The sequence below is a fragment of the Streptomyces sp. NPDC002730 genome, from assembly GCF_042888805.1.
Classification (GTDB): domain Bacteria; phylum Actinomycetota; class Actinomycetes; order Streptomycetales; family Streptomycetaceae; genus Streptomyces.
Window position 1 is genome coordinate 236,922 of record NZ_JBIAQG010000008.1, and the last position, 23,030, is coordinate 259,951.

The following is a 23,030-nucleotide window of genomic DNA, read 5'->3' on the forward strand; positions in this document are numbered from 1 at the left end:
GCCCAGATCATCGAGTCCATGTCCCCTTGGCGCGGGGTGTGGAGTGTGGGAACGCGGTCTTGCCCTGGGCCCGGAGTGTGTGGTGTCGGGCCAGTGTTATGAGCAGGTGGTGTCGGGTGCCGGGACTTTGCCGTCCAGCAGGTAGCGATCCACGGCCTTCTTCAGGCAACTGTTGCCGCTGTCGTAGCCGCCGTGGCCCTGGCCGGCAAGGGTGATTTCGACGCCCACGCCGTCGCCCAGCTCCTGTGCCATCTTCTGTGCTCCCTCGTAGGGGGTGGCCGGGTCGCCGGTGTTGCCGATGACGAGGATCGGCGCCGAGCCCTTGGCGCTGACTTGTGGTTTGTCGGTCTTGCCGGTGACCGGCCAGCCGGTGCAGCTGGTGATGCTCCCGGCCATGGCCTCGCCGAAGAAGGGCGAGGCTTTGCGGAACTGCGGCAGCTTTGCCTGCACGTCGCCGTCGGTGTAGCGCTGCTTCTGGTCCGCGCAGCTGATGGCGATGCTCGCGTTGTCGGCGTTGGTGTAGTGGCCCTGTTCGTCGCGGCCGTTGTAGGCGTCGGCGAGCGCCAGCAGCCCGTTGCCCTGGCCGAGGACCAGCGCCTCGTCCAGCGCGGTCGTCAGCGTGGGCCAGTACGCCGTGGAGTAGAGCGCTGACATGATGCCGGTGAACGCCAGGTCCGAGGTGAGCTTGCGGCCGTCCTGGGTGGGCAGCGGCTGCTTGTCGATCTTCTTCAGCAGTGCGGCGAGCTTCTGACTGCCCTCGTCCCCGCCCTTGCCGGTCGGACATGCGGGGCCCTTGGTGGCGGCGCAGTCCTTCATGTAGTTGTTCAGCGCGAGCTGGAAGCCCTTCGCTTGGCCGAGCGTTTCCTGCAGCGGGTCCTGGGTCGGGTCGACCACGGCGTCCAGGACTGAACGGCCCACGTTCTTGGGGAAGAGGTGTGCGTACACGCCGCCCAGCTTGGTGCCGTACGACATGCCGAAGTAGTACAGCTTCTTGTCGCCGAGGACCTCACGCATGAGGTCCATGTCACGCGCGGCGCTCACGGTGTCCACGTGCGGAAGGACCTTGCCGGAGTTCCGCTCGCAGCCCTGGATGTACTTCTTGTCGAAATCGGCTGCGTCCTTCAGCCTGGTGGCGTCGTTTGGCGAGCCGTCACCCGCGTAGTAGGCGTCGATCTCCTTGTCGCTGAGGCATGTCACGCCCGAGCTCTCGCCGACGCCGCGCGGGTCAAAGCTGACCAGGTCATAGCGCGAGTTCAGCGTCTGGAATTCCTTGCCGAGGCTGGGGAGTATGGAGACGCCGGAGGCGCCGGGGCCGCCGAAGTTGAATAGCAGCGAGCCGATGCGCTGGTCCTGGTCCTTTGCCTTGGCTCGGATCAGTGCGACGTTGATCGTCTCGCCGTCCGGCTTGGCGTAGTCCAGCGGCGCCTTGAGGGTGGCGCACTGCCACGCGCCGCCCGGGGCCTCGTTTGTGCCCTGTGCCGGGGTCGGTGCGGCGCACGTGTGCCAGCTGAGCTTCTGTGCGGTCAGCGAACTTGGCGGTTTGCTCGTGGCCGGGGCGGAATCCGACGGCGTTGAGGACGCGTTACCGGCACCCCCGGCGACTGCGGTGGCGATCACTACGATGGTGGCGCTCAGCGCGCCGGCGCCTAGGACCTTGGAGGTTTTGGAGGACATGAGGCAGTTCCGATCTTTCGCACCGGGCGCGAGGAGCGCAGGGCGCGGACTCCTCGGGCGGCCCAGGACGGTATGGCGGGTAACGGGCGGTCCGGTGAGAGGGAGAATCCTCGCTGAGGTTTTCCGCCCTGCCATCCGGCCCCGGGCTCGTTCCGGTGAGGCCCGTACTCGAGTAGGGCCCGAGCGGCACCGCCTCGTCACGCTCCGACAACTCGGGGCTTGACGCAGCCGCAGACGTCAGGCAGGAGCCCGGCGGAACTGCCGCAGGGCACCCGTTGGGGGCCCGGCGGCCGCCGAAGGGGTCACGCGAGCCGTGCCCGGCCACGTTCTCGCAGGCAGACGGCCTGCCACGGGTCGGCGCCGACGTGACACCCCAATGGCTGGTGTGACACCCCAAAGACGGAGCGTGCCCGCCCTGTACCCGGGCGGCCTCCCGGCTCCCGCACGCCCGGCGCCGTCGGCACAGCCAAGGGGCCATACGGCAGTCCCCCGGGGCCATCCGGTCACCCGGCCCTTGACCACGCGAGGGCCGCGGTCCGGGGAACGATCACTGGTCGGCTGGGAGCGCTCTTCAATGCCCGGCGCCGGCGCAGGTCCCGGCGACTGCACCGCCCACAGGGCTGAGGGCAGGTACACCGGTCGGCTGTGGGGTCGACAGAGCCCGGTGCGGGGTACTCGAATCCGCTCGGGCAGCCGCTGCGTTCCAGGATCGTGTCGACGACACCGGGACGTTTGAGCCAGTCGCGGATTGCTTTGGAGGAGTAGGCCTGACGTCAGGGATCTGGCCCGGGCGGCTGTGAGGCCGTCAGTGTCCGGTGCGGGGAATGCGGGTGGTCTCCGGCACTGCCACGCAAGGGCGTGAGTCGCTGACGTTGCCGGGGTGAGCTCGATCGGCAGCGACAGCCTGCGGCTGTCGGCCGTGGGATGGGCTTTGCCGGTCAGCCTCCGCGGGGTGGGCCGAGGGCCTGCCGTGCAGCCCAGCGCTGCGGATCCCTGTGACAGGCACGCCGGACAGCGAGACGCGCCGGTGCGAGTCGCATCTCTTCGTACGGGACTGTGCGCACCCGCCGGTCATGCGCCGGCGCCCGCCGGGTGGCCCATGCCTCCTAATCGCGACCGTCGCGGTCTGTCAAGCCCCGACATTCAGCGGCATGACACGGTTTGCTTGCCGGGGCTTAATTGAGGCATGGGTTCACGCAGATCAGGTGGCCCAACCGCATCGTCGGGAACAGCCCTGGCGGCGCGTTTACGGGACATGTTTCCCGGTCGAAAGGCCCGTGAATTTGCAGGGTCGTTCGTTCAGTCCTTTCACCCTTTCCCACCGGAGGAGAAATTCCCATGGCTCGCATATCCTGCACACGTCGTCTCGTAATGCTTACTGCCTCGACCGCGCTGGCTGCAGGAGGTGCGCTGCTGCCTTCCACTAGTGCATTCGCCGCTGCCCCGGCGCACGTCGGCGCCGTCACCGCGACGGCATCCGATCACGGTGGTCACGGCCACCACGACAATCGAGGCAACCACGGTGGCGGGAAGGGAAACAAGCACGGTGGCGGCGGTAAGGGAGGCCGACATGGGGGTGGCGGGAAGGTTGTCGTCATCATCAACAACACCAACACGAATACGAACACCAATACCACCGGCACTGGCACTGGCACTGGCAATGGCAACGGCAATGGCAACGGCAATGGCAACGGGAACGGCAACGGCAACGGGAACGGCAACGGCAACGGGAACGGCAACACCAACACCAACACCAATACGAACACCAACACCAACACCAACGGGAAGTAGGGCCTGACAGTCGCGGCCAGTTTCGAGTGAGGTCGTGGTCTGGCCGGGTGGCAAAGTCAATGGACATGCCACCCGGCCAGATTGGCATGTCCGGGGGAAAGGGGCATGTGCGGGCTGTTTCGCGCGGTTCTGCACCGTGACGGGAGGTCGGCCACCCGAGTATTTGGCATGAATTCACCTCGAAGAGATCGAGGTTCTTCTCATTCCCGGAGGGAATGTGGCGGAGGAGGTGAAATTCTCATGCGCGGCACTATCCGGACGTGTCGTCCGGTCGTTGTCGCCGCCGTCGTCCTCCCCGCTGCCCGGGTCCTGCGCTGGGGCCCGCAGTCGGCGTCGGAAGGAAGCAGCAGTCGGGATATACCTCCACAGAGCCGTCCGCTTCTCCTGGACTGGTCGTTCCTTGGATGTGGCGATCAGTGGCGTGGCGCGGCCGGGTGAACAGCGCCGAAGGAACCGCGACGTGATCGACACCAGCGGCATCGATGTCTACCTCGGCCTGCACATCGGCGAAGCCGAACACCACGCCACCGCACTAAACCCCCACCGGGAAGAAGACCTTCGACCGGCGCCTGCCCAACAGCGAGCCCAAGCTGAGCGAGGTCCTCGCCAAACTGCAGGCCAAGCACGGCGACCATGTTCGTCACCGTCGACCAGGTCACCTTTATCGGCGCCCTCCCCCTGGCGGTTGCACGGGACCTGGGCTGCCCGGTCGCCTATCTGCCCGGTCTGACCATGCGGCGGATCGCCGACCTTTACCCTGGCGAGGCCAAGACCGACGCCCGCGACGCGGCCCGAGCGATGCCCCACACCCTGCAGTCGGTCGACTTCAACGACGAGACCATCGCCGAACTGCAGGTGATCGTCGCCTTCGAGACGACCTCGCCGCCGAGGCAAACCGCCACTCCAACCGACTGCGGGGGGTGTTCAACCAGCCCCCCCGCACCTGGAACGCGTCATCGGCCCCCGCATGCAGCGCCCCGCCGTGCTCAAGTTCCCGGACCAGCTCGGCTCCCCGGCGCAGATCCGCAAGGCCGGACGCCGGCGCCTGGTCACCCTAATTCGCCCCAAGGCGCCCAAGAGGCCGAGCGGCTCATCGACGACATCTTCACCGCGCTCGACGAGCAGACCGTCGTGGCTCCCGGCACCGACGCGGCCGCACTGATCGTCCCAAGCCTGACCGCCGTTCTCGACCAGCACAAACTGCTGGCCGCCCACTGGATTGAGAACTGCTGGAAGCCCAGCCTCTTTCCAAAGTCCTGATGTCCGCGCCCGGCATCGGCATCAGGACCAGCGCCCGCATCCTCATCGACGTCGGCACCAGTTTCCCCAGCGCCGCCCACCTCGCCGCCTACGCCGACCTCGCCCCCGCGACCCGCAGTTCGGGGGGTCCTCGATCCGCAGCGAACAGCCCTCCCGAAGAGGCAACAAGCAACTCAAGCGCGCCCTCTTCCTGTCCGCGTTCGCGGCCCTGGCCGACCCTGCTTCCCGCACCCACTAAGATCGCCCAGGCAAAGCACCACACACCCAAGCCCTCCTCTGCCTCGCCCGACGCCGGACCGATGTGCTCTTCGCGATGCTCCGCGACGGCATCTTCGACCAACCACCAACCACCAACCACCAACCACCAACCACCAACCATCAACCATCAACCCCGATTTGCCCCTTGACCAAAGTCACAAGGCCACCCCCCCGCGTTTCAACCGAACCCACGGACACAAAAAGCTGATGCACACGGCGCGTGCCTCGAGTTCCGCCGAACTCATCGGCGATTTGCTGGACGGCAGCAGTCGCAAGGAGTCGTCACTTACCGCGCCAACTGCACTTGGCGGGGGAGCGGGCTGGGCTGTTTGGCCGCCGGTGCGCCCTGGGCGCGGACGGCTTGGGGACCGTCCATCGTTCTTTGCGGCATGAGGGTGTGCTCGAATTCCGCGTTTACACCCGGAACCTGAAAGAACATGCGCCCGACGGCGGTGGAGGTGTCGATGTCCTGGCCGCGGACGATGAGGTCAACGTCGGCCCGCCTGGAGGTTCTTGAACAGCTCGACAAGCTTCTCCAGGGAGTGGCCGGGGCGGTAGCGCTTGGTGACGGCGATCTGGTCGCCTTCGCCGGAGACGAGGACGGCCCTTGTCGGGTCCGGGGCGGGCGAGTTTTCCGGACGCCTTGCCGGTGAACGTCTTCTCGCAGCCCGCCGCGCATAGGGCGTCCTGCTGGGATTCGGGGCGCTGGTCACGAGTGGACCACCCGCGCTACGCCGATTCTTACGGCTCGGAATGCATCGGATACGTGGTTGTGCGTGACATAGATGCGGACGCGGGAAGCGTTACGCCGACGACCTACGGGTACGCGCTCGCGGCAGGGGTGTAATGCGAACGATCGTTTCCCTGCGCCTGATCGCCGAGCATGCCTCGGGCAGTGTCAACTCACTCCCAAAGCCAGGCGCTTCCCGGACGGGCCGGTGGCCACGTGGACGATCCGGCTCGAACGCTTGGTGTGATCGCTGCGCCCGACCAGGATGCGGATGAACGCGATGGCGCGGGACGCAGGGCCCCTCTTCGTTCCGGCCTGTGCGCTGCCCGACGGTCATGTGCCGCCGCCCGGCCATGCCTCAGCTATCGTGCCCATCTCCGTATGTCAAGTCCCGAAATTCAGGGGCGTGACGCGATTCGCTCGCCGGGTCCTAATTGAGGCATGGGTTCACGCAAATCAGGTGGCCCACCTGCATCGTCCGGCAAAGCCCTGGCGGTGTGATGTGCGGGACATGCGTCCCGCGGCGAATGGCCCATGAATCGACATGGACCATTCGATAACCCCTCACCACTTCTCACCGGAGGAGAAATCCCATGACTCACACTAATAGGACCCGGCGTTTTCTGATGCTTGCCGCCTCGACCACCCTGGCTGCAGGAGGCGTGCTGTTGCCGTCCGCTGCATTCGCCGCCCCGGCGACGCCACACATGGCCGTAGCCGGTCTGGGCCATCACGTCCACCAAGGCAATGGCAACGGCAATGGCAATGGCAATGGCAATGGCAATGGCAATGGCAATGGCAATGGCAATGGCAACGGGAACGGGAACGGGAACGGGAACGGGAACGGGAACGGGAACGGGAACGGGAACGGCAATGGCAACGGCAATGGCAACGGGAACGGGAACGGGAACGGGAACGGGAACGGGAACGGGAACGGGAACGGCAACGGCAACGGCAATGGAAACGGCAATGGAAACGGCAATGGGAACGGCAATGGCAATGGCAACGGGAACGGGAACGGCAATGGCAACGGGAACGGGAACGGCAATGGCAACGGGAACGGGAACGGCAATGGCAACGGTAATGGAAACGGCAACGGGAACGGCAATGGCAATGGAAACGGCAATGGAAACGGCAACGGGAACGGCAATGGCAATGGAAACGGCAATGGAAACGGCAACGGCAACGGAAACGGCAACGGCAACGGCAACGGCAACGGCAATGGCAATGGAAACGGCAACGGCAACGGCAACGGAAACGGGAACGGCAATGGCAATGGCAACTAGGGCTTGACAGTCGCGGACCGCGTCTCTGGCTGGGCGGCAAGTGAACAGACTTGCCGCCCAGCCAGACTGAAGAATGTCTGCGGGTAAAAAGTGGCACGGGCTGTCTCGCGCGGCCCTGCATGGCGAAGTGAAGTGCTCCAGAGCCTTCGGCGCGGCGTCCGTGTAGGGGGTGTTGAACACGACGATGGCATGGAGGACGAATCCCTCCACCCCACCCAGGCGCAACCCCTTCGGCCCGTCCCCGGCCGTCCACGCCGCCGCATCCGCCCAGCCGGTGGACACATTCCCGACCTCGGCGATGTCGCGGTACTCATTACTTTCTGGATCTCACCGGCATGCTCCCGGTGGGAGTACGCCTTGATACACGGCGGGTCCGGCGGCCCCAGCTGTTCGGTGACGTAGTCGACGACCTCGGCTGGCACGTCTGCCGGGCCGCCAGGAACCGGTGGATCATCCGTATGGTCCCGATCTGGACCCTGGGCTCGCCGGCGGGGTGGCATGCTGCTTGGCTTGCACTGCTTCCCGGCCCGCGTCGTCTGGCAGAAGTACCGCTCCGGCTGCGTACGGGACGGCGCCCCGCGGAACGTGTTCAGCTCCCGGAGAGGGATTGCTCGGCCCAGATGGTCTTGCCGATGGGGAGATGCCGGGTGCCCCAGCGCTGGGCGAGCTGGGCGACCAGCAGCAAGCCCCGCCCTCCTTCGTCGAAGGTCCGGGCACGCCGCAGGTGCGGGGCGGTGTTGCTCGAGTCGAAGACCTCGCAGATCAGGGTGCTGTCCTCGTGGATCAGCCGTAGCTGGATGGGCGGCCGGCCGTAACGGATGGCATTGGTGACCAGTTCGCTGACCATCAGTTCGGTGATGAAGACGGCGTCGTCCAGACCCCAGGCAGCCAGTTGGTCAGTGGCGTTCTTGCGGGCCTGGGCGACGATGGCGGGGTCGGAGGCCAGGTCCCAGGCGGCGACCCGGTCGGCGTGGAGGACCCGGGTGCGGGCGATGAGCAGGGCGATGTCGTCATCGGGGCGATGGGTCAGCATGGCCGTCAGGACCCTGTCGCAGACCGTGTCCAGCGTCGGGGCGGGGTGAGCGAGGGCTGCGAACATCTTGTCCAGGGCTTCGTCGATGTCGTGGTGGCGGGGTTCGAGCAGACCGTCGGTGTAAAGGGCGATGAGGCTGCCCTCGGGCAGTTCGGTCTCCATGGTCTCGAAGGGCAGGCCGCCCAGGCCCAGCGGCGGGCCGGCCGGGACGTCGAGGAAGTAGACGGCGCCGTCCGGGGTGACCACGGCGGGCGGGGGGTGGCCGGCCCGGGCGAGGGTGCAGCGGCGGGAAACCGGGTCGTAGACCGCGTACAGGCAGGTGGTGCCGATGCCTCCGGCGGTTTCGGCGGCGCCTTCCATGTCGGCCTCGTCGGCGGACAGGTGGATGACAAGGTCGTCGAGATGGGTGAGCAGCTCGTCGGGCGGCAGCTCGACGTCGGCCAGGGTGCGCACCGCGGTGCGCAGCCGGCCCATGGTGGCGGAGGCACGGATGCCGTGGCCCACCACATCGCCCACGACGAGGGCCACCCGCGCGCCGGACAGCGGGATCACGTCGAACCAGTCGCCGCCCACGCCGGCCTGGGTACCGGCGGGCAGGTAGCGGGAGGCGATCTCGAGTGCCGCCTGATCGGGCAGCGTATGCGGGAGCAAGCTGCGCTGCAGAGTCATGGTGGTGGTGCGCTCCCGGGTATACCGGCGGGCGTTGTGGATGCTGACGGCCGCTCTGGCCGTGAGCTCCTCGGCCAGCAGCAGGTCGTCCGGTTCGAAGGGCTCCCGGCGCTGGTGACGGCTGAAGAAGGCCACGCCGAGCGTGATGCCGCGGGCGCGCATCGGCACCACAATCACCGAGTGTGTGCCCACCTCGCGGATCCAGGCGGCTCCGGGGTCCTGGGCCGCCCACCGGGCGATGGTGGGGTCGGCCACCTCGTACAGGGCGCCACGGCCTTGGGCCAGGCATTCGGCCACAGGTGAGAGCGCCGGGTAGGTGGTCGTCTCGCCCATCGCAGCCAGGGACTCCGGGCTCCCTTCGAGGACCGACCGCACAGCGGTGCGGCACATGGTGATGAGCCCTGCCGGAGGGGCGGAGGGTGGCTGGTCGCCGTGCTGGGGCAAGTCGAGCAGGTCGACGGCTGCGAAGTCCGCGAGCCGGGGGACTGCGACGTCGGCCAGTTCCTGCGCGGTGCGTGCGATGTCCAGGGTCGTGCCGATGCGGGCGCCGGCTTCGTTCAGCAGGAGCATCTGCTGCCGGGCGACGTACTCCGCGGACCTGGAGTGCGCCGCCAGGCACACGGCGCGTACCCGGCCGTCCGGGTCCTTCAGCGGGCCGAGGGAGGTCGACCAGCCGCGGTCCGGGCTGACACCCGTGGGGCGGATGTAGGCCTCCACGTACTGCGGCTCGCCGGTCTCCAGCGCCAGGCGCATCTTGTTCTCGGCCTCGTTGCTCACGGGATAGGGCGCGATTTCCGGCAGGTGCAGCCCGAGCATCTCGGCCTCCGTGAGGGAAAGCGCGCGCTCCATGCCGGTGTTCGCCCTTACCAGCCGCAGGTCTGCATCGAAGATCGCCAGGATGTCGGGGGACTGGGTGAACGTCCATTCCCTCAGCGCTTCGCTCCCGGGCGTGCGGGGCTTGCCAACCACGGCGGACACCAGGAGCCACTCGGTGACCGGGTCGTCCGCCGTCCGGCGATGCGCGAGCAGTCCCAGCTCCAGCCGGTGGCCGTCCCGGTGCCGCAGCGCCACGGTGCCGCTCCACCTCTCCCGCCCGGCCGCATCCCGCCGGGCAGTCTCGCCGACGTCATCGGCGAGCAGCCGGGCGGCGGTCTGCCCCACGACCTCCGAGGGCACGTAGCCCAGCAGCCGCCGGGCACCCTCGCTCCACCCCGTCACGATGCCCTGCTCATTGACGGTGGCCGTGGCCGTGTATGCCGACTCGGGGGAGGCGTCCGACTCGTCCGGCCGCTCACCAGGAGGGGTGGGAAGTCGCTCCATCGCCGCTCATCTCGCCCTTCGGGAACCTGCACGGCCGGGGCCCTCCTGACAAGCATGATCCTGAGGGGCACGGAGCACCAATCCAGCGCTGTCACGAGGTGCCCTGCCCCAGGCCCCGGCCGCCAGCGATGCCAGAGGAGGCGACCGGCGGCTCAAATGCCGGCCCGGCCCGCCCGTCTCCGCCGCCCCCCCCGCCGGCGGAGACGGAAAAGGGGTCTTCGGAGAGTGATCGTGCACGGCGCGCCTGTGGGCGTGCCCTGTGACAGGCCTGTGACAGTCGGCGGACACCGTCATGAAGTTGCCCGGGCACGCTTTTTGAAAGCGGACAAATAGCCGTATTCAGGCACATGTCCCCTGCTTCCGAGGGTGTGAGCAGTGATGACCGAGCCGATCCGTCGGAGGAAATCCCATGAGCCTCACACTCACCACGCCGTACATCGAAGCCCCCGCACCTACGCTGGCCCCGCGTGAGCGGGAGACACTGCGACATATCGCCGCAGGGCGCACCTACCTGCAAACGGCCCGCCACATGGGGCTCTCCAAGCACACGGTCGACGCCTATCTCCGCCGTATCCGGGCCAAGCTCAACATCAACAGCACGGCCGAACTCACCCGACTGGCCATCTCCCTGGGACTGTGACGCCCGGCTGCCCGAGCGGGAATCCGCAAAGAAGGCGACCCGGCGCCTGTGCTCGTCCCCGGCACACGCCGCGCTGCACGACCGCTGCTCAATGGGCCGGGCCGAGTCCCCATCTCGGCCCGGCCCGTGTCTGCTGCTCGGGCAGGCCGGCGGTGGCGGGCCCGGTCGGCGCCGGCGGCACCGCATGCAGGCCGGGGGGCTGGGGCAGGGCGTCGCCGTCGTGGTCGGCGCCTGGTTCGGTGACGGCCGGGGGCAGGCTGCCCGGGATGCGGTGGTCAGCGTCTGGGAGCCGAGGACGTCCTCGCCGTGCAGACCCTGCACTCAGTTGGTCCGGCAGGTGGTCTCCCGGTACCGCTCACTCAGATCCGGGGGCCGATGGTCACCGCGGTCAGCTCCCGCCCGGTTCGCGCGGGATCTCGGCGAGCTCCGGGACGAACAGACCCTCATCGGTAAGCTCCCGTCCGCACCGCTCACTCGCCTGTGACCGGCTTGTTACTGGAAGTATGGCTTCCGTCACGGCCTGGCGTGGTCTAGCCCTGATCGACTTGGCGAATGCGTAGCGACTCCCTCACCCTTCCCATCGTCGTCGCCGGCGTCCTGCTGCTCTCGGCTTGCGGATCGCAGAAGGGCGATTCGCAGAGCGCCGGCTTGACGCAGACGCAGGGGTCTGACGCGCCGGATCTTCCCGGCAAGTCCTCCTGCGGGGCTCAGCCCTCCGACACGCCGGGCGCGCCCAGCACTTCGGCCCTGCCTGGAGACTCTTCCGGTCTGGAGAAGGACGGAGTAAAGATCACCGGCTCGAGCGGCGGCGCCCGTGCCTGCGCCGAGTTCAAGGTGACCAACCAGGAGACCGAACCCTTCACCTACACGATCACCTTCGAGTTCCTGTCGGATTCCGGAGAGGCGCTGACAGGCACGAAGCAGACAGTGCCGTCCGTCAAGCCCGGTCAGACCGTGAAGCGCACCGTCGCCATGGGCGGACTTCCCTCGAGCCCAGGCGGCAAGGTGCGCGTGCAGATCGCCGAGGTGAGGAGCGTCCCCGCCGACGAAGCACCCTCCGAAGGGGGCCCCTGCCCGCCCTCGGGAGTGCGCGTGTACGCCGATGATGGCGATGCCGCCATGGGACTCCGCGTCGTGAGTCTCCACCTGGAGAACTGCGGCACCCGAACCAACCGGCTCAACGGCTACCCGCAGCTCCAGCTCCTCGACGAGGGCCACAAGCCCGTCAACAGCGTGAAGATCCTCCATGGCGGCAGCGCTGTCGCCACCGGCACCGGAGCCGACGGCGTGCCCCAGCCGCTGGACTTGAAGCCCGGCGAGCGCGCCTACGCCGGTCTGGTCTGGCGCAATACCGTAGAAGCCGGTGTCGGCAATCCCGTGAACGCCCCCTACGTGAGGGTGTGGGAGAAGCCCGGTGCCGTTCCGGTGATGGTGATCCCGGAGCTCGACCTGGGCACGACGGGGAAGGTCGGTGTCGGCCCCTGGAAGAAGGACGAGACGAATGGGCCGGTCACCGGCGGCGCGTCCGGCAGGCAGTCGCCTGAACCTCCATCCCTGTCCGCCGTCCCCGCACAACCGTGAAGGGCCCGCGACTCGCCTGCTCACGACGCGACTGCGTCCACGAGCGGGCTTGCTCGGCGGGACCGAGACGGACCGCGTCGAGCAGTTGGCACCACGAGGTGCGACCGGTCTCCAGGGTGGCGACGAACGAGTAGGGCCAGCCCGGGATCATCAGGTGCTGGTCCCGACCGCGGCCGAAGGTGCGGCAGAACAACCGCTCCGGCCTGCACGGCGCGTCGGGACGCAGCCAGTTGCTCGACATCCACCGTCATGACGAGCCGCACGTCGGCGGCCTTGGGCGGAGGCAGCGCAGCGCATCGGTGAGCTCGAACAGCTCGTCCCGATGCGCGTGCAGACACGCAAAGAATTCGTCCCGGACATGTGACGCGAAAGCGAAGGCTTCCTGCTGGATATCGGGGTGCAGCAGACTCACCTTCGACGGCGGTCTTGGGGCCAGTGAAACCCGCGCTCTGGATCAGCACGAAGGATCACAGCCAAGACCGCCGTCTCCGCCTGCCGAACTCCCGGCTGAGTGACACCATTCGGGACGTTTTTCGAGGTCAGACCGTACAGAACGAGCCTACGCGCTCATACAGAGAGTCGCTCAACACCAGCCGCTGCAGGCATTGGCGAACCGCTTGAACGCGGCCTGGGTCCCCGGTCCCGGGTCCCCGTCGATCGCGCCGGTGTAGCCCCAGCTGTCCTTCAGCAGGCGTTGCAACGCCTTGACCGTGCCGCTTCCGACGATTCCGTCGATCGCGCCGGTGTAGCCCCAGTACGCCCTGAGGTTGCGCTGGAATGCCTTCCAGCTATTGGTGCCCAGCTGGCCGTCGAGCGCGCCGGTGTATTGCCAGTTCGCCTTCAGCCAGCACTGGACGTTCTTGGCCTGCGCAGTACTCAGGCCGAGGTTGACCACCGCGAGCGGGACGACAGCCTCGGAGCTCGCCGCCGTCATCGAGGTCGGCGCGGACGCCGCGAAGCTGGCGCCCGCACTCGCCAGGCTCCCGGCGGCAATCCCGACGACGGCAGTGACACTGACGAGTGTCCTCGTTAAGACTTTCGGTCGCATTCGTCGTTCCCCCTTTGGGTCTGGGGCGGCACCTGGCGCGGCTGGCGCGCAAATCATCGGTCGAGTCGGTGTCGCCCTCTCTTGGTGTGCGCAGAAGCGATCATGGTCGTGGTGGACCTGCCCGCGTCAGCGCGGTACGGACAGAAGCTACCGCTCGGCGAATTGGCTGTCGTCGCCCTCTGCGCTGACGTTCACTCATCCAGGAGCTGACATCCGTCTCCATCAGCTGCAGTAGCGGCAACGGATGTACACCTTCTGCGGAATTCAGCTCAGTCCGCAGTGAGAACTGGCCGATAAAGGCTGCCCGTTAGCAGATCATCGATGCCCATACCCGGCTCCGCCTCGCCCGCCCCCTCGCCGAAGACCTCCGCCGCCCCTGGGATCGGCCCCGACCACCGCACCGGCTCACACCCGCCCAGGTGCGGCGCGGCACGGTAGCCGCATGACCGTTGGTGGTGCGTCTGCGTGCTGCGGCGGCCGAGGTCGCGCTCGGCCTTGGCCAGGTATGTGCCTGCGCAGGGACGGCGCAGGCGCGGTGGTGGCGGGGATCAGGCTGCCTGGGATGCCGTGGTCAGCGTCTGGGAGCCGAGGACGTCCTCGCCGTACAGGTCCTGCACCCAGTTGCTCTGGTAGATGGTCTCCAGATACCGCTCACCCAGATCCGGGGCGATGGCCACCGAGGTCAGCTTTCGTCCCTCCTGCCGGGCCAGCCAGTCCATCGCGCCGCTGACCACTGTGCCGGTGGAACCCCCGAACATAAACCCACGCCTGGCCAGCCGGTGACAGGTCTGGATGGTGTCGGCCTCCGTTACGCACACCACATCGTCGACATAGGACTCGTCCAGCAGCGGCGGGCGCCTGCTGGTGCCCAGGCCGGGAATCATCCGCCGGCCCGGGGCACCCCCGAAGGTCACCGAGCCCACGCTGTCGACGGCCACGATGCGCACCGGCCGGTGCCACTCGCGGAAGTAGCGCGCGCAGCCCATCAGGGTCCCGGTGGTGCCGGCCCCGACGAACAGCACATCCAGGTCCGGGAACTGCCGGGCGATGGCCGGGGCGGTCATGCGGTAGTGGGCCATGCCGTTGCTGGGGTTGGTGTACTGGTTGAGCCACACATAGCGGTCGTCGGAGGCGCACAGAGCGCGGACGTGGTCGATGCGCGCGCCGAGGAAGCCGTCGGCCGGGTCGGCCTCGGTGACGACGTGGACCTGGCTGCCCAGGGCCTCCATCATCAACCTGGTCGCCAGGTTGCAGCGGGAGTCGGTCACACACAGGAACCGGTAGCCCTTGCTGGCTGCGATCATGCTCAGGGCCACACCCAGGTTGCCCGAGGACGACTCGACCAGGACCGAGTCCGGGGTCAGCAGGCCGTCGCGTTCGGCGGCCTCGACCATCTCGGTGGCGGCCTTGAGCTTGATCGAGCCGGCGAAATTGAAGCCCTCGCACTTGAGGAACAGCGGGTGCCCGAAAATCCCCTCAAGGTCGACGTAGAGCTCGTCTTCGTTGAAGTCCTGGGGAACGGATATGACGGGCATGATCGCCTCCTAACCGAAGAATTCGCCGGCGAGATGTCACTCGCCGGAACATCTCCAGTACGCCCGAATCGGAGCGGTTCTGTCATGCCACCGAAATTCGGGACTTGACACACAGCCCCGCTCGTGAATAAGCGGCTGTGGTCGTGCCTGGGTCGGGGGTGAACGATCGCCGGCACCGGTTTCATCTGCGGCTTCCGGTGAGCCGTGGCTACAGCTGTGTCCGGCCCCCCGTGGCCTTCCTTGCCGGTGTACTCCGGCCGGCCCGGCAGATCGCCCGGGCCGGAGGGGCAGTCAGCGTTATCGCTGGGCGATTGTCGCGCGGATGCGACGGCTGCCCGTGTATACGCGGTCGTAAGCCAGGAGACGCGCCGGAACGCAGGGAAACACAAGGCGAAGACCGGCAGCAGGGGCCGCTACCAAGGCCGGTTTGCTGCGTCAAGCCCCGAAATCCAGGGGCAGGACAGGAACTCCCCGGCCGGGCCTACTGGAGAGGCGGGACTCAAGAATCCGTCCGCACTGACCGACGCTGATCGAAACGCACTCAAGGAGCTCACGTGCCAGGGAAAACCATCGAGATCCTGACGGCCGATCCGGCTGAAATCTCGACCATCCACAACGCCGGGTACATCGGCCCGACGACCGGCACCGAGAGCCTCCTGGCCGAGGTGCTGGAAGGCATCGTGCACGTCGAGCAGGTGCCCCTCGACAGTCACTTCTTCCATGACCTGGGCGCTGACTCCCTGGTGATGGCCCAGTTCTGTGCCCGGGTCAGAAAGCGGGCGGACCTGCCCTCGGTGTCGATGAAGGACATCTACCGAAACCCCACAATCCGAACGCTGGCCACCGCGCTCGCCGACGCCGCGCCCACCCCCGTCCCGCCGCCGGCCCCGTCGCCGGCCGAGGTACCGGCACCGGCCGGCACGCTGCGCTATGTCCTCTGCGGAACGCTGCAGCTCCTGATCTTCCTCGGATACTCCTACCTCACCGCCCTTGTCGGCGTCCGAGGCTACGAGTGGATCTCCGCCGGTTCCGGTCTGCTCGACTCCTATCTGCGGTCGGTCCTGTTTGCCGGCGCGAGCTTCCTGGGCATGTGCACCCTTCCAATCCTGGCGAAGTGGGTGCTCATCGGCCGCTGGAAAGCTGGGGAGTTCCCCGTGTGGAGCCTGGGCTACCTGCGCTTCTGGCTCGTCAAGACCCTGATCCGCACCAGCCCCCTGCGCCTGTTCGCCGGTTCACCGCTCTACGTGCTGTACCTGAGGGCACTGGGCGCGCGGATCGGCAAAGGCGTCACCATCCTCTCCCGAGCGATTCCGGTATGCACCGACCTGCTCACCATCGGTGACGGCACGGTCGTCCGCAAGGACGTGCTCTTCTCCTGCTACCGCGCCCACGCCGGCCTGATCCAGACCGGCACGGTCACCCTCGGCAAGGACGTGCTCGTCAGCGAGCACACGGTGCTCGACATCGAGACCTCGATGGGCGACGGGGCCCAGCTGGGCCACGCCTCTTCCCTGCACGCCGGGCAGGCCGTGCCGGACGGCGAGCGCCGGCACGGGTCCCCGGCGCAGCGGACCGAGGTGGACTACCGGGCAGTCGACCCCGTCGACTGCGGCACCTCCAAAAGGGCCGTCTACAGCGTCCTGCAACTGCTGAACACACTGCTTGTGTACCTGCCGCTGGCGATGGGCGGCGTGAGCATACTGCGCGCCGAATTCCCGCAGTTCCATGCGCTGCTGACCCCAGAGCCTGCGGCTTTCACGAGCTGGACGTTCTACCTCGACGCCCTGACCGCCTCCTTCGTGCTCTTCTTCGGCGCTGCGCTCGCCGGCCTCCTCGTCGTGGGCACGGTGCCGCGCGTGCTCAACCTGGCCATCAAAGCGGACAAGGCCTATCCGCTGTACGGCTTCCACTACGGAATCCAGCGGGCGATCGCCCTCATGACCAACAGGAAGTTCTTCGCCACGCTCTTCGGGGACAGCTCCAGCATCGTCCACTATCTGCGCTACCTCGGATACGACCTGTCGCGCGTCGAGCAGACCGGGTCGAACTTCGGCACGGAAGTGCAGCAGGAGAGTCCGTATCTGAGCTCTGTCGGCAGCGGAACCATGGTCGCCGACGGGCTGTCCATCATGAACGCCGACTTCTCGAGCACGTCCTTCCGCGTGTCCCGGGTGTCGATCGGGCCCCGCAACTTCCTCGGGAACCGCGTCGCCTATCCCTCGCAGGGCAAGACCGGCGACAACTGCCTGCTCGCGACGAAGGTCATGGTCCCGATCGACGGACCGGTGCGGGAGGGCGTCGGCCTGCTGGGCTCGCCCAGCTTCGAGATCCCGCGCACGGTCGAGCGTGACAACAAGTTCAACCACCTGGAGAGCGGCGACGAGCTGCACCGCCGCCTCGCCGCGAAGAACAAGCACAATGCCGTCACCACGGGGCTGTACCTGCTGGCGCGGTGGGTCCATCTCTTCGTGATCACCCTCATCGCCATGGGCGCCGCGGACCTCTACCCCTCGCTCGGTGCGTCGGTGATCGCGCTGGCCGGTGTCCTTACCCTTCTGTTCACCGTCGTCTACTTCGCACTGATCGAACGGGCCGCCACGGGATTCAAGGCCTTGAAACCGCTGTACTGCTCGATCTACGAGCCCTCCTTCTGGCGGCATGAACGCTTCTGGAAGATGGCTTCGGTCGATTACGTCGAGGTCTTCAACGGCACCCCCTTCAAGAACGTGATCTGGCGGCTGCTGGGTGTCCGGCTCGGCAAGCGGGTCTTCGACGACGGCTGCTTCTTTCCGGAGCGGACGCTCGTCACCATCGGCGACGACAGCACGCTGAACGCGGGGACCGTGATCCAGTGCCACTCGCAGGAGGACGGTGCCTTCAAGTCCGACCACAGCACGCTCGGTGCCCACTGCACCCTCGGGGTCGGCGCCTTCGTCCACTACGGCGTGACGATCGGCGACGGCGCGGTGCTCGCCCCCGACTCCTTCCTCATGAAAGGCGAGGAGATCCCCCAGCACACCGGGTGGGGCGGAAACCCGGCCCGGGAAATGCGGGACAACAAGGCCGGTCTGCCGGCCCGCCAAGACAGCAACGACACATGCGCCGCCCCGGCAGGCGGCAACTGACACCGCGGCAACAGCAACAAGCGGAGGAAAGATCCAATGGGAACGCAACCGATGCGCACGGAGGCCGGCCGAGAGTTCTGGCGCGGCGTACTGACAGCCGGCGGTTTCACCCCGGCCCCACGATGGACCCTCAACCCCGTGAACGGCGTGGGGGAGTACAAGACGACAGTCCCCGACGACATCATGACGGCGTCGCACCGACTGGCGAACGAGCTGGCACTGCCGCTCGGTTCGGTACTGCTGGCCGCGCATGCCAAGGTGCTCTCTGCACTGTCCGGCGAGCAGGAGGTCACCACCGGCTACGTCGCCGCCGCCGATGCCGGCCGACCGCTGCCGTGTCGGTTGACCACCGCACCTGGCTCGTGGCGGGCGCTGCTGCTGAACACCCATCAAGTCGCCTCGGAACTGCTGTCGCACAAGGACTTCCCGGTCGATGACCTCAGGCGCGAACTGGGCCTGACCCAAGCGCCGTTCGAAACCGTGCTCGACCTCACCGGAGGCGGCGGCGACATCGCCGAGGACACCGTGCTGGAGGTGGGAATCTCACAGGACGGCGACCAGCTCGCGCTGCGGCTGCGCTACCGCACCGACGCCCTGGACGCCGACAGCGCCGCCAGGATCGCGGGCTACCACCTCACCGCACTCGCACTGATCGCCGCCGATCCGGACGCCGGGCACGGGTGGCAGAGTCTGCTGTCCGACTGGGAACTCCGCTTCCAGCTCGAGGGGCTGGCCGGACCGCGCCGGGAGTTGCCGGACCGCCGGGTGCACGAGCTGTTCGAGGAGCGGGTGCGGGCGCATCCGGATGCCGTCGCAGCCGTGCACGGCGAGAGGCAGTGGACGTACCGGGAACTCAACGCCCGGGCGAACCGGCTGGCACGCGCCCTGCTGGCTCGCGGCCTTGGCCGCGAGGGCGTCGTGGCGGTGGTGACGGAGCGCAACCTGGACTGGCTGGCCGCCGTGCTGGCGGTCTTCAAGGCCGGGGGCGTATACCTGCCCGTCGAGCCGCACTTCCCGGCCGGGCGCATCGCGACCACGCTGGCCCGTGCCGAGTGCGGGCTCGTGCTGACCGAACCGGGCAGCACCACCACCCTCGACCAGGCCCTGACCACGTTGCCCGGAGTCCAGAGGCTCTGCGTCGACGCGGCCTACGCGGAGGACCATCCCGACGGTGATCCCGGCATCGACGTCGCGCCGGACCAGCTCGCCTACATCTACTTCACCTCCGGCTCGACGGGCGAGCCGAAGGGGGCGATGTGTGAGCACGCGGGCATGCTCAACCATCTGTTCGCCAAGATCGACGATCTGGGGATCGGCGAGGGGCAGGTGGTGGCCCAGACCGCACCGCAGTGCTTCGACATCTCGCTGTGGCAACTGCTCTCCGCGCTGCTGGTGAGCGGGCGGACCCTGCTGGTCGAGCAGGAAGTCATCCTGGACGTCCCCCGCTTCCTCGACACGATCATCGACGGTGGGGTCGCAGTGCTGCAGGTCGTGCCGTCGTATCTCGATGCCGTGCTGTCCGATCTCGAACGGCACCCCCGCACGCTGCCCGATCTGCGGTACGTGTCGGTGACCGGTGAGGCGCTGAAGAAGGAGCTCGCCGAGCGCTGGTTCACCGCCCAGCCCGGGATCAAGTTGGTCAACGCCTACGGGCTGACGGAGACCTCCGACGACACCAACCACGAGGTCATGGACCGGGCGCCGGACCGGATCCTGCTCGGCCGCGCGGTCAACAACGTCCACGTCTACGTCGTCGACGAACACCTCACACCCGTGCCGCTCGGCGCCCCCGGCGTGATCGCGTTCTCCGGGGTCTGCGTCGGCCGCGGCTACATCAACGACCCCGAACGCACCCAGGCGGCCTACCTGGCCGATCCGCACCACGAAGGCATGCGGCTCTACCTCGGCGGCGACTACGGCCGCTGGCACCCGTCGGGGAAACTGGAGTTCCTCGGCCGCCGCGATGCCCAGGTCAAGATCCGCGGGTTCCGGATCGAGATCGGCGAGATCGAGAACACCCTGCTGCGCCTCCCCGATGTCCGCGACAGCGCGGTGGTGGTGGCCGAACGGGGCGACAGGAGCAAGCAGCTGGTGGCCTTCTACTGCAGCCCCCGGCCCCTCGAGCCCGGCATCCTGCAGGACCGCTTGGCCGTCTCACTGCCCGCCTACATGGTCCCGGCGTCCTTCCACTGGCGGGAAAGTCTGCCGCTGACCGCCAACAGCAAGATCGACAAGAAGAAGCTGTGCGCGCTCGCCCTGGAACTCGGCACAGGCGAGGACGATCACGAGCCGCCGGCCACGCCGACCGAACAGCGGCTGGCGGCCGCCTGGGCGACGGTGCTCGGCATCGCGCAGGACCGGATCGGACGGCGGGACCACTTCTTCGACCGCGGCGGCACCTCACTGTCGGCGGTGAAGCTTGCGATTGCCCTGGACCGCGCCGTGTCCCCCAAGGACGTCATCGGCCACCCGGTCCTCGCCGACCTCGCCCAACTGGTCGACGACAGACCCCAGCGACACGCAACCGAACTACTGGCCTCCTCCTGAACCACATCGAAAGGAAAGCACCATGCCGTACCCGACCCCGGCGTCCCTGCTCAACGTGGACCTGCACCCCGGCAAACCCGCGATCCTGCACACCGACGCCCCCGACGACGCGCCGGGCTGGGCGGCCGAACATCGCCACAACCTGCGCTCCCTCGTCACCGAACACGGCGCGCTCCTCATCCGCGGCCTGCAGCTCCGCGACGCGGACCAGGCCGGCGCCGTCCTCCGCCGCCTGGCTCCCGCCCTGATGACCGACAAGGAAGCCTTCGCCCCCCGCCAGACCTACACCCCGGGCGTGTACTCCTCCTCGACCTGGCCGCCGAACCAGCCGATGTGCATGCACCACGAACTCAGCTACACACTTCACCCCCCGGGCCTCATGCTGTTTGCCTGCCTGACCGCACCCACCACCGGCGGAGCCACCGCCATCGCCGACGCCCCCACCGTGCTCGAGGCACTGCCGCCCGAACTGGTCCACCGGTTCGAACAAGAAGGCTGGCTGCTCACCCGCACCTACAACGACGAGATCGGCGCCCCCTGCGCCGAGGCCTTCGGCACCGACGACCGGACCGCCATCGAGGACTACTGCCGCGCAGGCGCCATCGACTTCGCCTGGCAACCCGACGGCAGCCTGCGCACCCGCCAGCGCCGCCCCGCCGTGACGGCCCACCCGGTCACCGGCCGCCGCTGCTGGTTCAACCAGATCGCCTTCCTCAACGAATGGACGATCGAACCCGAAATCCGCGAATACCTCATCGACGTATACGGCGCCGAGGGACTGCCGTTCAACACCCGCTTCGGAGGCGGCGACCCCATCGGCCCGGACATCATCCAGCTCCTCAACGACACCTACACGGCCCACACCACCCGCGAGCCGTGGCAGGCCGGCGACCTCATGCTCGTCGACAATGTGCGCACCGCGCACAGCAGGGAGGCCTTCCAAGGACCACGCGAGGTACTCGTCGCGATGGCCGAGCCGCTGCGCCTGGCCGAGTGCCCGCCGACCACCGAGGTAAGCGCCGGATGACTACCGTCCGTTCCACCGCAATGGAGCCCGCCATGTCCCAGCCGCACACCGTGCCACCGTTCGCAGTGATCTCCGGCGCCCAGGTCCAGCACGCCCTGCAGGACCGGGAAAAGCAGATCGTGGACCTCATCGAGGCCACCTACCAGCTGCACGCCGCCGGAGAGTCGGTCAACCCGCCCTCCTACTTCCTGCGCTTCCCCGACCGCCCCTCCTCCCGGATCATCGCGCTGCCCGCCTCGATCGGCGGGCAAGTGCGGGTGGACGGCCTCAAATGGATCTCCAGCTTCCCCGACAACGTCCAGGCTGGTATTCCCAGGGCCTCCGCAGTCCTGATCCTCAACGACCACGACACCGGCTACCCCTTCGCCTGCCTGGAAAGCTCCATCATCAGCGCCACCCGCACCGCCGCATCGGCCGCCCTCGCCGCCGACCACCTCACCCGAAACCGGCAACGGCCCACCCGCATCGGCTTCTTCGGCACGGGCCTGATCGCCCGCTACATCCACACCTTCCTGACCGCCACCGGCTGGACCTTCGACGAGACCGGCGTCCACGACCTGTCACCCGACAGCGCCGCCGGCTTCCGCGACTACCTCCAACAGACCGGCACGGCCGGACAGATCACCGTGCACGACAGCCCCGAGGAACTGATCCGCTCCAGCGACCTCGTCGTCTTCGCCACCATCGCCGGCGAACCGCACATCAGCGACCGGGCCTGGTTCGACCACAACCCCCTGGTCCTGCACGTGTCCCTGCGCGACCTCGCACCCGAGATCATCCTCGCCTCAACCAACATCGTCGACGACGTCGAACACTGCCTCAAAGCCAACACCTCTCCGCACCTGGCCGAACAGCTCACCGGCAACCGCGACTTCCTCCACGGCACACTTGACGACGTCATGACCGGACGAGTGACACCCCCCACGGACCGGCCACTGGTGTTCTCACCCTTCGGCCTCGGAGTACTCGACCTCGCCGTCGGCAAATACGTCTACGACGAGACGGCCCGCTCCGGGCAGCTCCACGTCATCGAGGACTTCTTCCACGACCTGCGCCGGTACGGATGACCGGCCCACAGCACCCTGCCGAAGGCCAGGAGCAGGGTGCTCGGCGGCCGGGACAGGCATCGACCGATGTCTGTGCGGAGCCCTGCCCGGGACGGACTGAGGCCGGGATGCGGACCCCTTGATGCTCAGAGGGAGTGCTTCGCACATACGAAAGGGCGCGGGGAGGCGGAGTCCACACACGCCGCCCGGACTTGGGCGGGACGGCCCGTCGGCAATCTCTCTCCGCGGTGCTCACGACACCGCTCCTCCAGGAGCCGCCGAACCTCGTCCGTGGGACCCGAGGACCCGAGGCCGGGTCGCGCGCCCACGCGGTGGCCAGGACCTGCCGTTCGCGGTGGATGTCCGCGGGACGTCGGCCGTGCCTGCGCCCGTGCGGCTCGGTACACACCGGCCACGACTCGTCCGCCGTCCGCAGTAGAGGCCACCCCTGGAACTGTCC

General features: G+C 67.8%; 14 protein-coding genes and 2 pseudogenes. 8 read left to right on the forward strand and 8 right to left on the reverse strand.

Going from position 1 to position 23,030, the window contains the following annotated elements:
• Positions 1 to 96: 96 nt before the first annotated feature.
• A complete protein-coding gene (locus ACFYXH_RS21790) occupies positions 97 to 1,674 on the reverse strand; it encodes an alpha/beta hydrolase (RefSeq protein ID WP_389565353.1) in 1,578 nt (525 codons plus the stop codon).
• A gap of 1,338 nt (positions 1,675 to 3,012) precedes the next feature.
• Between ACFYXH_RS21790 and ACFYXH_RS21795 the strand changes: the two genes are divergently transcribed.
• Together ACFYXH_RS21795 and ACFYXH_RS21800 are read left to right on the forward strand one after the other, a co-directional pair.
• Entirely contained in the window at positions 3,013 to 3,465 is a 453-nt protein-coding gene (locus ACFYXH_RS21795; protein ID WP_389565356.1) for a hypothetical protein, read from the forward strand.
• Positions 3,466 to 3,925: 460 nt separating this feature from the next.
• Positions 3,926 to 5,068, forward strand: a pseudogene (locus ACFYXH_RS21800) (IS110 family transposase); the annotation flags it as partial.
• Between the two features lie 201 nt (positions 5,069 to 5,269).
• Here the strand turns inward: ACFYXH_RS21800 and ACFYXH_RS21805 are convergent.
• From ACFYXH_RS21805 to ACFYXH_RS21820, 4 genes are all read right to left on the reverse strand, one after another.
• Positions 5,270 to 5,512 carry a recombinase family protein gene (locus tag ACFYXH_RS21805; RefSeq protein ID WP_389565359.1) on the reverse strand — a complete coding sequence of 81 codons (243 nt, stop codon included), beginning with the start codon at positions 5,510 to 5,512 and terminating at the stop codon, positions 5,270 to 5,272.
• On the reverse strand, positions 5,472 to 5,696 hold the full coding sequence (locus ACFYXH_RS21810) for a hypothetical protein (protein ID WP_389565830.1): 225 nt from the start codon (positions 5,694 to 5,696) through the stop codon (positions 5,472 to 5,474). Before ACFYXH_RS21810 ends, ACFYXH_RS21805 begins: the two co-directional genes overlap by 41 nt.
• Positions 5,697 to 6,111: 415 nt before the next feature.
• A complete protein-coding gene (locus tag ACFYXH_RS21815) occupies positions 6,112 to 7,281 on the reverse strand; it encodes a hypothetical protein (protein ID WP_389565362.1) in 1,170 nt (389 codons plus the stop codon).
• A 307-nt stretch (positions 7,282 to 7,588) separates the two neighbouring features.
• Positions 7,589 to 10,021, reverse strand: coding sequence for a SpoIIE family protein phosphatase (locus ACFYXH_RS21820; RefSeq protein ID WP_389565365.1), 2,433 nt, complete (start codon positions 10,019 to 10,021; stop codon positions 7,589 to 7,591).
• A 409-nt stretch (positions 10,022 to 10,430) separates the two neighbouring features.
• On the opposite strand from ACFYXH_RS21820, the gene ACFYXH_RS21825 reads away from it, so the two are divergent.
• On the forward strand, positions 10,431 to 10,661 hold the full coding sequence (locus tag ACFYXH_RS21825) for a response regulator transcription factor (protein WP_389565368.1): 231 nt from the start codon (positions 10,431 to 10,433) through the stop codon (positions 10,659 to 10,661).
• 552 nt (positions 10,662 to 11,213) lie between these two features.
• On the forward strand, positions 11,214 to 12,242 hold the full coding sequence (locus ACFYXH_RS21830; RefSeq protein WP_389565371.1) for a DUF4232 domain-containing protein: 1,029 nt from the start codon (positions 11,214 to 11,216) through the stop codon (positions 12,240 to 12,242).
• Positions 12,243 to 12,267: 25 nt separating this feature from the next.
• Here the strand turns inward: ACFYXH_RS21830 and ACFYXH_RS21835 are convergent.
• The 3 genes and pseudogenes from ACFYXH_RS21835 to sbnA all read right to left on the reverse strand — a co-directional run.
• Positions 12,268 to 12,654 (reverse strand): annotated as a pseudogene (locus ACFYXH_RS21835) (transposase); the annotation flags it as partial.
• 171 nt (positions 12,655 to 12,825) lie between these two features.
• Positions 12,826 to 13,290, reverse strand: coding sequence for a peptidoglycan-binding protein (locus ACFYXH_RS21840; RefSeq protein ID WP_389565374.1), 465 nt, complete (start codon positions 13,288 to 13,290; stop codon positions 12,826 to 12,828).
• 548 nt (positions 13,291 to 13,838) lie between these two features.
• Positions 13,839 to 14,825, reverse strand: a complete 987-nt coding sequence (gene sbnA / locus ACFYXH_RS21845; RefSeq protein ID WP_389565377.1) for a 2,3-diaminopropionate biosynthesis protein SbnA — start codon at positions 14,823 to 14,825, stop codon at positions 13,839 to 13,841.
• Between the two features lie 554 nt (positions 14,826 to 15,379).
• Here sbnA and ACFYXH_RS21850 point away from each other — a divergent pair.
• The 4 genes from ACFYXH_RS21850 to sbnB are packed head-to-tail and all read left to right on the forward strand — an operon-like array spanning position 15,380 to position 22,591.
• Positions 15,380 to 17,950 (forward strand): Pls/PosA family non-ribosomal peptide synthetase, encoded by a 2,571-nt coding sequence (locus ACFYXH_RS21850; protein ID WP_389565380.1) that lies wholly within the window; start codon positions 15,380 to 15,382, stop codon positions 17,948 to 17,950.
• Between the two features lie 36 nt (positions 17,951 to 17,986).
• Complete coding sequence (locus ACFYXH_RS21855; RefSeq protein WP_389565382.1) at positions 17,987 to 20,497, forward strand: amino acid adenylation domain-containing protein; 2,511 nt, start codon at positions 17,987 to 17,989, stop codon at positions 20,495 to 20,497.
• 22 nt (positions 20,498 to 20,519) lie between these two features.
• Entirely contained in the window at positions 20,520 to 21,524 is a 1,005-nt protein-coding gene (locus ACFYXH_RS21860) for a TauD/TfdA family dioxygenase (RefSeq protein ID WP_389565385.1), read from the forward strand.
• Positions 21,521 to 22,591, forward strand: coding sequence for a 2,3-diaminopropionate biosynthesis protein SbnB (gene sbnB, locus ACFYXH_RS21865; protein WP_389565388.1), 1,071 nt, complete (start codon positions 21,521 to 21,523; stop codon positions 22,589 to 22,591). The genes ACFYXH_RS21860 and sbnB overlap by 4 nt, the downstream gene beginning before the upstream one ends.
• Positions 22,592 to 23,030 lie beyond the last annotated feature (439 nt).

What these genes read in the sequence shown, in the direction of transcription:
- ACFYXH_RS21830 (WP_389565371.1), top strand. Translation starts at nt 11,214, where the DNA reads ATGCGTAGCGACTCCCTCACCCTTCCCATCGTCGTCGCCGGCGTCCTG.
- ACFYXH_RS21840 (WP_389565374.1), bottom strand. Translation starts at nt 13,290, where the DNA reads ATGCGACCGAAAGTCTTAACGAGGACACTCGTCAGTGTCACTGCCGTC.
- sbnA (WP_389565377.1), bottom strand. Translation starts at nt 14,825, where the DNA reads ATGCCCGTCATATCCGTTCCCCAGGACTTCAACGAAGACGAGCTCTAC.
- ACFYXH_RS21795 (WP_389565356.1), top strand. Translation starts at nt 3,013, where the DNA reads ATGGCTCGCATATCCTGCACACGTCGTCTCGTAATGCTTACTGCCTCG.
- sbnB (WP_389565388.1), top strand. Translation starts at nt 21,521, where the DNA reads ATGACTACCGTCCGTTCCACCGCAATGGAGCCCGCCATGTCCCAGCCG.
- ACFYXH_RS21855 (WP_389565382.1), top strand. Translation starts at nt 17,987, where the DNA reads ATGGGAACGCAACCGATGCGCACGGAGGCCGGCCGAGAGTTCTGGCGC.
- ACFYXH_RS21820 (WP_389565365.1), bottom strand. Translation starts at nt 10,021, where the DNA reads ATGGAGCGACTTCCCACCCCTCCTGGTGAGCGGCCGGACGAGTCGGAC.
- ACFYXH_RS21790 (WP_389565353.1), bottom strand. Translation starts at nt 1,674, where the DNA reads ATGTCCTCCAAAACCTCCAAGGTCCTAGGCGCCGGCGCGCTGAGCGCC.
- ACFYXH_RS21825 (WP_389565368.1), top strand. Translation starts at nt 10,431, where the DNA reads ATGAGCCTCACACTCACCACGCCGTACATCGAAGCCCCCGCACCTACG.
- ACFYXH_RS21860 (WP_389565385.1), top strand. Translation starts at nt 20,520, where the DNA reads ATGCCGTACCCGACCCCGGCGTCCCTGCTCAACGTGGACCTGCACCCC.